9 protein-coding genes are annotated in these 12,723 nt (G+C 74.5%); 5 read left to right on the top strand and 4 right to left on the bottom strand.

All coding sequences use genetic code 11. From position 1 onward, the window contains the following. Positions 1–96: 96 nt before the first annotated feature. On the bottom strand, positions 97–987 hold the full coding sequence (locus JFN87_RS18525) for a COG4705 family protein (RefSeq protein WP_372449251.1): 891 nt from the start codon (positions 985–987) through the stop codon (positions 97–99). A 171-nt stretch (positions 988–1,158) separates the two neighbouring features. Between JFN87_RS18525 and JFN87_RS18520 the strand changes: the two genes are divergently transcribed. From JFN87_RS18520 to JFN87_RS18505, 4 genes are all read left to right on the top strand, one after another. Continuing rightward, on the top strand, positions 1,159–2,640 hold the full coding sequence (locus JFN87_RS18520) for a glycosyltransferase (protein ID WP_209341340.1): 1,482 nt from the start codon (positions 1,159–1,161) through the stop codon (positions 2,638–2,640). Next, entirely contained in the window at positions 2,637–3,374 is a 738-nt protein-coding gene (locus JFN87_RS18515) for a polysaccharide deacetylase family protein (protein ID WP_307865506.1), read from the top strand. The genes JFN87_RS18520 and JFN87_RS18515 overlap by 4 nt, the downstream gene beginning before the upstream one ends. A gap of 122 nt (positions 3,375–3,496) precedes the next feature. After that, the gene (locus JFN87_RS18510; RefSeq protein WP_209341337.1) at positions 3,497–5,971 is read left to right on the top strand and encodes a SpoIIE family protein phosphatase; all 2,475 of its coding nucleotides are present in this window, start codon (positions 3,497–3,499) and stop codon (positions 5,969–5,971) included. Between the two features lie 140 nt (positions 5,972–6,111). Then, on the top strand, positions 6,112–6,936 hold the full coding sequence (locus JFN87_RS18505; protein WP_209341335.1) for an LLM class F420-dependent oxidoreductase: 825 nt from the start codon (positions 6,112–6,114) through the stop codon (positions 6,934–6,936). A 15-nt stretch (positions 6,937–6,951) separates the two neighbouring features. On the opposite strand, the gene JFN87_RS18500 is transcribed toward JFN87_RS18505, so the two are convergent. After that, positions 6,952–9,213 carry a prolyl oligopeptidase family serine peptidase gene (locus JFN87_RS18500; protein WP_209341334.1) on the bottom strand — a complete coding sequence of 754 codons (2,262 nt, stop codon included), beginning with the start codon at positions 9,211–9,213 and terminating at the stop codon, positions 6,952–6,954. A 399-nt stretch (positions 9,214–9,612) separates the two neighbouring features. Then, positions 9,613–10,758, bottom strand: coding sequence for an FAD-dependent oxidoreductase (locus tag JFN87_RS18495; RefSeq protein ID WP_209341332.1), 1,146 nt, complete (start codon positions 10,756–10,758; stop codon positions 9,613–9,615). A gap of 201 nt (positions 10,759–10,959) precedes the next feature. Here JFN87_RS18495 and JFN87_RS18490 point away from each other — a divergent pair, with 201 nt between their 5' ends. Then, positions 10,960–11,928 carry a pyridoxal-phosphate dependent enzyme gene (locus JFN87_RS18490; protein WP_209341330.1) on the top strand — a complete coding sequence of 323 codons (969 nt, stop codon included), beginning with the start codon at positions 10,960–10,962 and terminating at the stop codon, positions 11,926–11,928. Between the two features lie 375 nt (positions 11,929–12,303). On the opposite strand, the gene JFN87_RS33715 is transcribed toward JFN87_RS18490, so the two are convergent. Next, positions 12,304–12,468, bottom strand: a complete 165-nt coding sequence (locus JFN87_RS33715; RefSeq protein ID WP_307865507.1) for an alcohol dehydrogenase catalytic domain-containing protein — start codon at positions 12,466–12,468, stop codon at positions 12,304–12,306. Positions 12,469–12,723: the final 255 nt, after the last annotated feature.

Here is a 12,723-nt window from a genome sequence, read left to right as displayed (position 1 = left end):
AAGTGAGATACAACATACATCGGACACAGGAGTTCAAACGAGAGCTCATCCGATCAGGGGAGCGCACCCCGCGCCGTGCGGCGGGGGAGTGCGCCGTCAGCCCCGCTCGGCCGCCGTCTGCGCCATCGGCAGGGGCTGGGTCGCCTCGGGAGCGGCTCCGGGCGCCTCGTCTCGCGGCGTGTCGGAGCCGCTGACCGCGAGCTTGACGAGCAGCACGGCGATCGGGACGAGCAGCGCGAGGGTGACGGGACCCGTGCCCCAGCCGAGACCGCCGCGGCCCGGACTCACGCCCATCCAGTCGGCGAACGACGCCCCGAGCGGGCGGGTGAGGATGTACGCCCACCAGAAGGCGGCCACGGCGTTCAGGCCGAGGAAGCGGTAGGCGAGCGCGGGCATCAGGATGAGCGCCGTGAACAGGAGGCCCGCGGTGAGGTAGCCGAGGTGCAGGCTGCCCGCGGTGAGGTCGCCCGCGGCCGTGCCGAGTGCGAAGGTCGCGAGCACCGTGGCCCAGTAGAAGCGCTCGCGGCGCCGGGTCCTGACGCTGTGGATGGACAGCGTGGACTCCGACGCGTACCAGGCCGCCAGGATGCCCGCCAGGATCAGGGCGAACGCCACCGTCGAGACGCTGTACGGGATCCCGGCGACCACGTGCACCACATCGGCTGCCATGGTGCCGAACACGCTCACCATCACGATCGCGAGCCAGTAGTTCCACACGCGGTAGCGCGGCGCCCGCAGCTGGAGCCAGAGCATCGCCCCGAGCCCCACTGCGCCGATGCCGCCCGCCACGATCGGGCCGAGCGTCTTCGCCAGGTAGTCGGACGCCGTCTCGCCCATCCCCGTGGTCAGGATCTTGACCACCCAGAACGTGGCTGCCACGGTGGGCACCTTGATCCCCAGGGACCTGGCCGCGTGCGCCGCGGTACGGGTCCGCTTCCCGCGGCCCCGCTCCGGCCCGGTCCTCGCGCCGCCCGGTTGCATCGTCATCAAATCTCACCGTTCCGGCGCCAGGGCGCCGTCCTGTACGGGGGTCGTCTATCGTCTACAGGACTGTAGACGATGAGGGAGACGGGCGAACCGGCCCTTCCGTTCCGGCTGCTAAGGTCCTAGCTCACTGCTGTTCTACATCTTGTAGTAACAATCGGAGGACTGTCCGCCATGCCTCGTTCCTGCGTTCCGCGGCGCGTCACGGTCATCTCGGCGAGCGTGGGCGCGGGCCACGACGGCGCGGCGGCCGAGCTGGCCTCCCGCCTCGAGGCGGCCGGATTCGCGGTCGACCGGTACGACTTCGTCGACCTGCTGCCCTGCGGCCTCGGACGGCTCCTGTCGGGCGCCTACCACCGCCTGCTGACGCTGGCGCCCGCCGTCTACCAGCGGGTCTACGCGTCGATGGGCCGCACCGGCAGGCCGGGCCCCGCGCTCCGGCTGCTGCTGCGCGGCGCCAGGCGGCGCACCCGCCGCACCGTCGGGCCCGCCACCGTGGCCGCCGTCGCCACTTACCCCGGGGCCGGCCAGGTGCTCGGCGCGCTGCGCCGGCGCGGCCGGCTCGACGTGCCCGTGCTCACCTACCTGACCGACTTCTCCGTGCACCCGCTCTGGGTCGCCAGGGGCGTCGACGTGCACCTCGCCGCACACGCCGTGCCGGCGGGCCAGGCGCGGTCGCTCGGCGCCCAGGGCGTCCTCGTCTCCGGGCCCGTCACGAACAAGGCCTTCCACCCGGTCGACGAGGCCGAACGGCGCGCCGCACGCGAGCGGTTGGGGCTGCCTGCCGACAGGACGCTGGCGCTCCTCGTGGCGGGCTCCTGGGGCGTGGGAGCCGTGCGCAGCGCGGCACGCGAGATACGCGCGGGCGGGGCCGCGGTGCCCGTGGTGGTGTGCGGCGCCAACAAATCGCTGCTCAGGCACCTGCGCGCCGACGGCTTCGCCCACGTGCGGGGCTGGGAGAGCGACATGCCGGGGCTGATGCGCGCCTGTGACGTCCTCGTGCAGAACGCGGGCGGGCTGACGTCGCTCGAGGCGTTCGCGACCGGCCTGCCCGTGATGAGCTACCGCTGCATACCCGGCCACGGCCGGACGAACGCGGCGGCGCTCGACGAGGCCGGCCTCGCGTCCTGGGTGCGCGACCCCGGCCAACTCGCCACCGCCATAACGGAGCTGGCCACCGGGGCCGAGGGCGAGCGGCAGCGCGCCCAGGGCCTGGCGCTCTTCCCGCGCGGGACGGGCCCCGCGGCCGTCATCGCCGCGGCCGCCGCCCGCGCGGACGGAAGGGGCTCCGCACCCGCGACGGTGCCGGGCGCGCGCGGCACCGGCGAACGAACGCCAGGCATACGGTCCTCGCGCGAATCCGCGGCGGGCGCGGCGAGTGGCGCGGGCGACCACGCGGCGCGGTCCGCGCGCCCGGTGGCGGCCCCGTTCGCGCCCCGCATGCGCAGCCGGAACGGCTCACCGCGGCCCGCGCTTCGTACGGCCGGCACGGCGGACGCTGCCCGGCGCAACCCCCTGCGCAACCCCGCCACCGCGATCGCCCTCGTGCTGACTCTCGGACTCGGCATCGGCGCGCCCGTACTGCACGCGTACGGAGCCGTGCCGGGAAGCATCTCGTCGGCCGCACACCACTTCATCGAGGAGCACGAACTGTGAGGACCCCGCTGGGCGGCGCCGCCGCCACCGCGCTGGCGGCGCTGCACACCGCACCGGTCGTGTCCACCTTCGGGCCGCTGCGCAACCGCGCCATGCCCCGCCTCGCCGGACGCGGCAGCCCCGACCATGTGGCGCTGACCTTCGACGACGGCCCCGACCCGCTGTCCACACCGCACTTCCTGCGCCTTCTCGACCGCGAGTGCGTACGGGCGACGTTCTTCCTCCTCGGCTCGATGCTCGTACGCTCCCCCGGGCTCGCGAAGGAGATCGCTGCCGCGGGCCACGAGGTGGCCGTGCACGGCTACGTCCACCGCCCGCTCGCCCTGCGCGGCCCGCGGGCCACCTGGGACGACCTCGCGCGTGCCCGCGACCTCGCGGCGGACGTGCTGGGCAGGCGGCCGACGCTGTTCCGGCCGCCGTACGGGGTGATGAACGCCTCCGCACACCTGGCATGCCGCTCGCTCGGGCTGCGGCCCGTCCTGTGGACGGCCTGGGGCGAGGACTGGCGGGCCCGCGCCACCCCGCTCAGCGTCCACGACACGGTCATGTCGTCCCTGCGCGGCGGCGGCACCGTCCTGCTGCACGACTCCGACTGCACGTCGTCCCCCGGCTCCTGGCGCACGACGCTCGACGCCCTGCCCCGGCTGCTCGACACCTGGCGGCAGCGCGGCTGGCGTATCGGGACGCTGAGCGAGCACGGCGAGCCCACACGCCTGCCGCGTGTGCCGTACTGAGACGAAACCCTCCTCGCGAGGCACCCGTACGGCGGCGGGACCCGTGCGACCGCGGCCGGGGCGCTTCTACACTGGGACCGTCCGTGCGACACGGATCTCTCCTCCCCGAGAGGGCAGGCCAGGTGAGCGGTCCCACCAGCGCGAGCCATGACGGCGGCGATGCCGTGCCCCTCGCCATGGCGGGTGTCGCGCTCCTCCTCGTGGACGGCGACGGGCTGGTGGCGGGGTGGGCGGCCGGCTCCGAGAACCTGCTCGGGCACGCCGTGGCGCGGGCACCGGGAAGACCCCTGACAGCGCTGGTCACCGCATCGGGGAGCAGCGGCCTGCCCGCCGCCGGGCCCGACGGCTCCCTCGGCCTGCTGACAGCCACGGCGAGCGACGGGAGCGCCCGCCCGCTCGCCGCGTGGCAGTGGCCGCTGCACGGAACAGCCGGTGGGATGCGGCTGATCGCGGCAGTCGAAGCCGGCACGGGAACCGCAACACCCGACGAGGAAGCGTCCCAGGTACTGGCACGGTTCTTCGGCCGTGCGCCCGTCGGCATCGCCATCACGGGACGCGACCTGCGCACCGTCTGGGCCAATCCCGCCATGGAGCGGATCGTCGGCACCCCGTCAGGGGCGAGCACCGGCGCGCGCCTCACGGAAGCGGCCGCGGCGCCTGGCGACGCCGCCGAGCCGATCGAGGCCCTGATGGCCGAGGTGCTGGAGACCGGACGGCCCGCACTCGACCGCGCGTACGTGCTGAGCGCCCCCTCCTGGCCCCGCCCGCGCCGGGCCTGCTCCACCTGCGTCTTCCGCCTCGACGACGCCTCCGGCCGGCCACTCGGCGTCTGCGCGATGGCCGTCGACACCACCGGGACATGGCGCTCGCGCGAGCGGCTCGAACTCCTGGGCGAGGCGGGTACGAACGCGGCCGGGACACTCGACGTCGGCGCCACGGCCCAGGCTCTCGCCGAGCTCTGCGTGCCGCGCCTCGCCGACAGCGTCGCCGTCGACCTGCTGGACGACCTGGATGACCTGAACGATCTCGGCGAGCCGGACGACCTGGGCGGGCGCGAGCGGCGAGGCGGCGCCGCGCCGGGAGCGTGCGTCACCCGGCGCGTGGGCCACCACGGGACGCCCCACGGCTGCGCGGCCGGGGACCCGCCCGTCAGCCACCGGGCCGGCACCCCGTACGCCAGGTGCGTGGCCGAGGGCGTGACCTACCTGGCGCCGTCCGCCGAAGCGGCGCCCGGCAGCTGGCTCCCGCTGACGACCGCCTGGCGCCTGCCGCCCGAGCCCGGCCCCGGCGACGACGAAGGCCCCGGCGCGCAGCGCACCTGCGGCGTCCTGCTCGTGCCGCTCCGCGCGGGCGGCGGCGCCATCGGCGTGGTCACCTTCGTGCGCGACCCGCGGGACCTGTTCGTGCCCGACGACCTCGCCACCGTCGAGGCCGTCGCCGAGCGGATCGCCACCCACGTCGGCAACGCGTGGCGCTTCGCCCGCGAGCACGGCACCGCGCTCGCCCTCCAGCGCGAGCTGCTCCCCGACGACCTGCCCGCGGTGAGCGCGCTCGACGTGACCTCGCGCTACGTGCCCGCCACGGCCGAAGGGGGAGTGGGCGGCGACTGGTTCGACATGATCCCCCTCTCGGGCGCCCGCTCGGCCCTCGTCGTCGGGGACGTCGTGGGGCACGGCGTCGGCGCGGCCGCTGCCATGGGCCGGTTCCGCACCGCCGTGCGCACGCTCGCCGCCATGGAACTCGCGCCCGAAGAGGTACTTGCGCGCCTGGACGACCTCGTCATCGGCTCGGGGACGACCTGGCCCGCCGCCGGGGACCCCGGCGTCGGCGCGTCCTGCCTGTACGCGGTCTACGACCCGGTGGACCGCACGTGCGTGGCGGCGCGCGCCGGGCACCCGCCCCTCGCCCTCGTCGCGCCCGACGGCACCGTCACCCTCCCCGACCTCCCGCCCGGGCCGCCGCTCGGCCTCGGCGGCCTGCCGTTCGCATCGGGCCGGTGCACGGTGCGGGACGGCAGCGTCCTCGCGCTGTTCACCGACGGCCTGCTCGGCGCGCACGGCCGCGACGCGCAGGCGGGGCTCGACGGGCTGCGCGCGGCCCTCGCCGCGCCCGCGCCCTCGCTCGACGCACTCGCCGCCTCCGTGCTCGACGCCCTCGTCGAGGGCGTACCGCGCGATGACGTTGCCCTGCTCCTCGCCCGGGCGCACGGGCTGCGCGGCGACCAGGTCGCCGACTGGACCTTCGCCCGCGACCCGGCCGCGGCCGCCGCCGCACGCACCGCGGCGACCGGGCAGCTGCACGACTGGGGCCTCGGTCACCTGGAGTTCACGGTCGAACTGGCGGTGAGCGAACTGGTCACCAACGCCGTGCGGCACGCGTCGGGGCAGGACGTGGGGCTGCGGATGATCCACGACACCGCCCTGGTGTGCGAGGTCGCCGACGGCGCGGCCACGGCGCCCCGGCCGCGCCACGCCCGCGCGACGGACGAGAGCGGCAGGGGACTCTTCCTGGTCGCCCAGGTGGCCCGCAGGTGGGGCACCCGCTTCACGCCCGAGGGCAAGGTCATCTGGGCGGAGTTCGACGAGGAGCCCGGCTGACCCGACCGGGCCTGCGCGGCCGCGGGCGCCGCTTCTCGTAGGGTCGCTTGTGACGACGGGTGCGGCGGCGCCACGCCACCGCCGCACCCGTTCCCCGCCGCCGCCCCCAGCGGCGGGGCCGCAGGCCGGAGGGACCGACAGTGAAGTACGGCATTTCCACCTTCATCACCGACCAGGGCATCGGCCCGGTCGCGCTGGGCAGGGCGCTGGAGGAGCGCGGGTTCGGCATGCTCCTCGTCGCGGAGCACTCGCACATCCCGGTGGAACGGCGTTCGCCCTGGCCCGGTGGCGGCGAGCTGCCCGGGAAGTACTACCGCACGCTCGACCCGTTCGTGGCACTGACCGCGGCCGCCGTGGCGACCGAGCACCTGCTCGTCGGCACCGGCGTCGCACTCGTCGGCCAGCGCGACCCGATCCACACCGCGAAGGAGGTCGCCTCCCTCGACCTGGTGTCCTGCGGCCGTGCGGTGTTCGGTGTCGGCGTCGGCTGGAACCGCGAGGAGATGGAGGACCACGGCACGGACCCGGCCACGCGCGGCCGGCTCGTGAACGAGAGGCTCGCCCTCATCCGCTCGCTGTGGACGGAGGAGACCACCGAGTTCCACGGCGAGTTCATCGACCTCGACCCCGTGTACTCCTGGCCCAAGCCGGTGCACAGGCCGCATCCGCCGATCTTCGTCGGCGGGGGCGAGCGCGCCTTCCCGCGCGTGGCGCGCTACGGCGACGCGTGGCTCGCGAACGGCGTGCCGCCCGAGGAACTCGGGCCGCAGATCGACCGGTTGCGCGAGGCCGCGGGCCGGGACGTGCCGGTGACCGTCTTCGACGCCTCGCACGACGAGGCCGATGTGGCCGCGTATGCCGAACTCGGCGTGGAGCGCCTGCTGTTCGCACTGGAAACGCAGCCGGAGGCCGAGACGTTGCGCGCGCTCGACGCCATGACCTCCGTGGTACCCGCGGAGCACTGACACCGACCCACCGCATCACTCGTGCGGGTACGGCAGATGCGTGGTGGTCGAGCGCCACAGCCGGACGGCGGTCGAAGGCCCGGGAGCCGCACGGTGCTTGCCGCGCCCCGAGTGGGTCCGCTGCTCCGGCACGGACAGCTGGGGCGCGAGGCCGGTGTAGTGGGCGAGGAAGGTCAGCACGTCGGCCTCCAGGGCGGACGACGCGGCGCCGTGCACCGCGAGGTGGTCGCGCCGCATCAGGATCGCGGGTCCTGTGGTCGCGTGCTGGAGCGCCGCGCACATCTTGCGCACGTGCTCGGCGCCCGTGTGGGCGTCCCCCGCCGCCCCGCACAGCAGTGTGGCCGGGTACCGGGTGCCGGGAACGACCTGGTGGTAGGGGGAGAGTTCGAGCAGGGCGGCCGTCTGGCGCGGCCCTGCGGCGGCGCCGTACTCCTGCGTCCAGGTGGCGCCCAGGCCGAAGCGGTCGTAGCGGATCATGTCCGTCAGCGGCCCGTTGACGGCCGCGGCCGAGTACAGGTCGGGCCTGCGGGTGACGGCGGCCGCGACGAGGAGCCCGCCGTTCGAGCCGCCGAACGCGGCGAGCCTGCTGCGGTCGGTCCAGCCCTCCCTGATCAGCCACTCCGCTGCCTCGTTGAGGTCGTCGGCGGCGCGCATCCTGCCGAGCGCGCCGGTGCCCGCCTCGTGCCACGCGCGGCCGCCCTCGCCACCGCCCCTGACGCACGCCACCGCGAACACACCGCCCGCCGTGGCCCACGCGTAGGCCATCGGCCGGTAGCTCGGTCTCATCAGGACGCCGAATCCGCCGTAGCCCGTGATCATCAGGGGGCGCGGGCCGTCGTCCGCGTCCCCCCTGCTGAGGAGGAACAGTGTGACCGGCACGCTGTCACTGGTCCAGTACGTGAACTGACGTGTCGTCAGTCCCGTGCGAGGCGCGGGCGACGACAGATGCGCCGGCGGGACGGGCAGCGGGGGTGTCGGCGTGTCCGGCCACTCCTGCCACGGGAAGACCGTGCCGGTGGTCGCGTCGTAGCAGTACACGCGGGGAGGGGTGCCGAAGTCGGAGTAGGTGAACCAGGCACGCGGCCCGCCGGCGGGGTCCGCGCGCAGGGCGGTGACCGTGCCCGTGCCGGGCAGCGGTACCTCCGCCATCTCCTGCCCGTCCGTGGCGTTGTGCACGGTCAGCCGGCTCACCGCGGCCCTGGTGCGCAGCACCAGCAGAACGGGGGCGGCGAGCGAGGAGTGGTGCAGCATCGCGCTGTCGCCGAGCACCGACCTCGGGTCCTCCCCGACGAGCTCACGCCATTCGGCCGGGCCGCGCCGCGGGTCGAGCGGCCCGCTCGTGGCGAGGATGCGCCCGTGCGGTGCGAGATGGTCCGTGTGCATCCTGGCCGTCCCGTCCGGATGCAGGCGCACCGAGGCCAGGGCGCTGTCGCGCGCGCCGTCCACGATCTTGTGCCATGCGAGCGCCGCCGGGCCGGCGGCGGGATCGGGGGCCAGCCACAGGTCGTTGCCCGACGCGGCGCCCGTGACGACGGAGACCACGAGGCGCGTGCCTTCGGGATCGATGGTCAGCCCGAAGTGGGTGGCGCCGCCGACCGGGTCGCCGAAGACCTCCTCGTCCTCCGCCGGAGGCCTGCCGATGCGGTGCAGCCTCACGCACAGCGGCTCGCCGGCGGACGGGCAGCCCGACACGTAGTAGAACGCCGCGGCGCCGGGCAGCCACGCGACGGGGGAGTGGCGCAGCCCCGGAACGGGTTCCCCCAGCGGGCCGCTGCCGTCGGCCGCGTACACCAGGAGGACGGTCGTGGGGCCGCCGTCCGCGGCGAACTGGCAGGCAACCCGGTCGCCCTCCCACGACGGGCGCCACAGCGCGAGACGGGTGCGGCCACCGAGATCGGCGGTCGGGTCGGCGACCACGTAGTCCCGGTGCTGGTCCCAGGCGTCGGGCTCCGACGCGTAGAGCCTGGCCATCCCCTGGCCCGGCAGCAGGCGTTCGGTGAAGGACCTGGTACGGCGGCTGACCGGCGCCGACATGCGCAGCGGCGCGGCCGCGTCCGCCAGCGCACGGTTCCAGTCCTCCCGGTCGCGCCAGGTCGCGCGGTGCGCGGCGAACAGCGCGTCCTGCCGCGCCGACCAGGTGCGGGTCCTTGAGCTGTCGCCGTCCTCCAGCCAGCGGTAGGGGTCGGGGACCTGCTGGCCGTGGATCTTGTCCACGAGGAGCTGCCGGTAGGCGTCGGGAGGACGGAACGCGTCGGCGGGGCGTGGTGAGGGCGACATGGGGGGTGGCCTTGACCTCTCGATCGGGGAAAAGGGGGAGCCGACGAGGGGCGCTGCGGGCGCGGGGCGACGCCCGTCACCCGGCGGCCCGCGCCACCTCGCCGTACGAACCGGGGCCGCCGGAGGCGGACGCATCGTCAGTTCTGGTCACCCTCGAAGACGTCGGCGATCCACCGCGGCACCGAGGAGTCCGCGACCGGCCCGTCGTGAGGGCTCCAGTCGTCTGCCGGAAGAACCATGTTTTCTCTCCCTTTGTCTCCGAAGTCGCCGGACGCCGGACATCACCGGCTTGGACACAAGAATGCCCACCGGTCACCTGGAGTAACGCAAAGTAACCTGGGAGCGTGAAAGGGCAGTTGATCATAGGTGTCGTTTCATATGAACGCTCCGGGCGAGGGGTCAGTCCTCCTGCCGCGCGTACAGGGCGAACTGGTCGAGCAGGCCCTGGGGTGCGTCGTGGCGGAAGCACACTTCGAGGTTGTCCGCCGACCCCTTCGCCGACTCCTCGCTGCGCGGAAACATCTCCTCCTCGTACGCGGCGAGGGCTCCCTCGGTGTCGCCGGGGCGGGCCGCCAGGCACTGCGCGAGGCGCGCTCCGTCCAGCATCGCCAGGTTGGCCCCCTCCCCGGCGAACGGCGACATCAGGTGGGCCGCGTCACCGAGCAGCGTGACGCCCGGGACGCGCGGCCAGCGGTGCGCGACCGGCAGCGCGTGGATGGGGCGCGGCACCAGCGCGCCGTCGGCCTCCACGATCAGCGCGCGCAGCCGCTCGTCCCAGCCGGCGAACCGCGCGAGCAGCGCGTCCTTCGCGGCGCGCCGGTCGCCGAATTCGACGTCGGCGGCCCACTCCTGCGGTGCCTTGAGCGCCGCGTACACGTGCAGGCTGCCGTCCGTCTCGCGGTGCGCGAGCAGGCCGCTGCCCTCACCGAGCGCGAAGAGCATGCCGCCGCCGACCACGGCCGCGGCGTCCGGGTGCCGGGCGTCGGCGTCCCGCAGGTCGAACTCGATGAACGAGACGCCCGTGTAGGCCGGCACGTCGTCCGAGACCAGCGGGCGGACCCGTGACCAGGCGCCGTCCGCGCCGATCAGCAGGTCCGCGGTGAAGGCGGAGCCGTCGGCGAGGGTCACCTCGTAAGCACCTGTGGCGAGCCTGCGCGCGCCCGTGGCCTTCGCGCCCCAGCGGATCGTCCCCTCGGGCAGGGAGCCGAGCAGCAGGTCGCGCAGGTGGCCACGGTCGACCTCGGGGCGCCCGCCCTGACCGTCGTCCTCCTGCTCAAGGCGTACCTTCCCGTGCTTGTCGAGGACGCGCATGGACTCCCCTCCGGGGTGCACGAGCGCGCGGAACTCGTCGTAGAGGCCGGCGGCCCGCAGGGCGACCTGGCCGGAGTCGTGGTGGATGTCGAGCATGCCGCCCTGCCCGCGAACGCCGGAGGAGGCCTCCGACTCGTAGAGCGCGGCCTCGATGCCGCGGGTGTGCAGGACCCGCGCGAGGGTGAGGCCGCCGAGGCCGCCTCCGACGATGGCGATGGCGTGGTGAGTGGTCATGGGAATCTCCTGATCCGTGTGGCGCGGGCGCTTCCCGCTTGCGTATCCAGCCTAACGAACACGTTCGGAACGAACAAGTTCGTTTCAGCTGCACCGGCACGAGACGTGGGCATCGAGCGCGATACGGCCATGGGATACGTTCGGACTGTTCGGTTTTCCGTACGGTCCTCTCGGGCCGTCCCGCCGCCCTGGAGGCCCAGCATGACGAACACGCCGCCGGTCACCCTGGCCGACGTCCGTGACGCCGCCGCCCGGATCGAAGGGGTCGCCCACCGCACCCCCGTCCTGCGGTCCAGGACCCTCGACGCGCTGGTCGGCGCGGAGGTGTACCTGAAGTGCGAGAACCTCCAGCGGGTGGGTGCGTTCAAGTTCCGCGGCGCCTACAACGCCGCGTCCCGGCTCTCAGCCGGCCAACTGTCCGCGGGCATCGCCGCCTACTCGTCCGGCAACCACGCGCAGGCCGTCGCGCTCGCGGCCAGGGAACTCGGCTCCACCGCCGTCATCCTCATGCCCGAGGACACCCCGCGCTCCAAGCGGGAGGCGACGGCCGGGTACGGCGCCGAGATCGTCACGTACGACCGCTACAACGGCGACCGTGTCGCGCTCGGCGAGGCGATGGCGGCCGAGCGCGGGCTCACCCTCATCCCGCCGTACGAGCACCCGCACGTCATCGCCGGGCAGGGCACGGCGGCCCTTGAACTGATGGAGGAGACCGGCGGGCTCGACGCGCTCGTCGTGCCGTGCGGCGGCGGGGGCCTGCTCGCCGGCACCGCGACCGCGGTCAAGGGCCTCGGCGGCTCCACCCGCGTGATCGGCGTCGAACCCGAGGCGGGGGACGACACGAAGCGCTCGCTCGAGGCGGGCCACCGGGTGTCCGTGCCCGTCCCGAGGACCATCGCGGACGGCCAGGCCGCCCACATTCCGGGCGAGTTGACGTTCTCCGTCAACCAGCGCCTGGTGGACGGCATCGTGCTCGTCTCCGACGACGAGATCCGGGCGGCGATGCGGCTGGCCTTCGAGCGGCTGAAGACCGTGATCGAGCCCAGCGGCGCCACCGGCCTCGCCGCCCTGCTGGCGGGGCGCGTCGACGGCGGCGCCAAGCGGATCGGCGTGATCCTCTCCGGCGGCAACGTCGACGCGCGCCGCTTCGCGGAGCTGTGCGGGGACTGAGGACCGGCGCACCGGCGGCGCCGCTCAGGTCCTGCCGTCCCCGGTGTTGACCGGCAGGACGACGTCCGCGCCGCCGTCCCAGGTGACGAGCGCCTCGCCGTCCGCCGAGGCGATGAACCATCCCGCGCCGATGGACCTGGCGGTGTCTCACCACGACGCGAGCGCCCCACCACGGCGACGCGCGCGCCCAGGGCCACCGCGTACCGGATGCCGAGGGCGCCCATGCCGCCCGTACCGATCACCGCGATACGGGAGTTCGGGCCCGCGCCCGCCTGCCGCAGGCCGTGGTACGTCGTGAGCCCCGCGCACATCAGCGGCGCCGCCGCCACCGGGTCGAGCCCGGCGGAAAGCGGCGTCGCAGGGCCGCGTCGACGATCACGTACTCGGCGTACCCGCCGTCCCGACGGCCGGCTCCGTGACGCCCGTGCCGACCGCTTCGGCCACGCCGGCCATCTCGTGGCCGGGCACCACGGGGAAACGCGCGAACGAGTACCCGCCGTGGAGCAGGTCGAGGTCGGAGTAGCACACGCCGCACCCGATGACCTTGACACCCGGCCCCAGGGCACAGGATTCACCGCCTCATGCCCGGCCGGGAAAGGCGTGCTTCCCGCCGGCGACGACGGTCGCTGCCGCGGGCGCCGGTGTGACGCGTGTGACGCGTCTCAGGTGTCGAACACGCCCGTGTGGACAACCGGACGACGTGCGGCGCGTATGCGCCGTGCGGCCCGCCGGAGCGAGCGGTACCCCGCCGGCACGGCACACCCGGCACGACCGATCCGGCAGCAAGGGAGCCCG

Source organism: Streptomyces montanisoli (genome assembly GCF_017813245.1).
GTDB lineage: Bacteria > Actinomycetota > Actinomycetes > Streptomycetales > Streptomycetaceae > Streptomyces > Streptomyces montanisoli.
The sequence above is the reverse complement of the archived record's forward strand: the minus strand, read 5'-3'. Positions and strand labels throughout refer to the sequence as shown.

What these genes read in the sequence shown, in the direction of transcription:
- JFN87_RS18525 (WP_372449251.1), bottom strand. Translation starts at nt 987, where the DNA reads ATGACGATGCAACCGGGCGGCGCGAGGACCGGGCCGGAGCGGGGCCGC.
- JFN87_RS18520 (WP_209341340.1), top strand. Translation starts at nt 1,159, where the DNA reads ATGCCTCGTTCCTGCGTTCCGCGGCGCGTCACGGTCATCTCGGCGAGC.
- JFN87_RS18500 (WP_209341334.1), bottom strand. Translation starts at nt 9,213, where the DNA reads ATGTCGCCCTCACCACGCCCCGCCGACGCGTTCCGTCCTCCCGACGCC.
- JFN87_RS18495 (WP_209341332.1), bottom strand. Translation starts at nt 10,758, where the DNA reads ATGACCACTCACCACGCCATCGCCATCGTCGGAGGCGGCCTCGGCGGC.
- JFN87_RS18490 (WP_209341330.1), top strand. Translation starts at nt 10,960, where the DNA reads ATGACGAACACGCCGCCGGTCACCCTGGCCGACGTCCGTGACGCCGCC.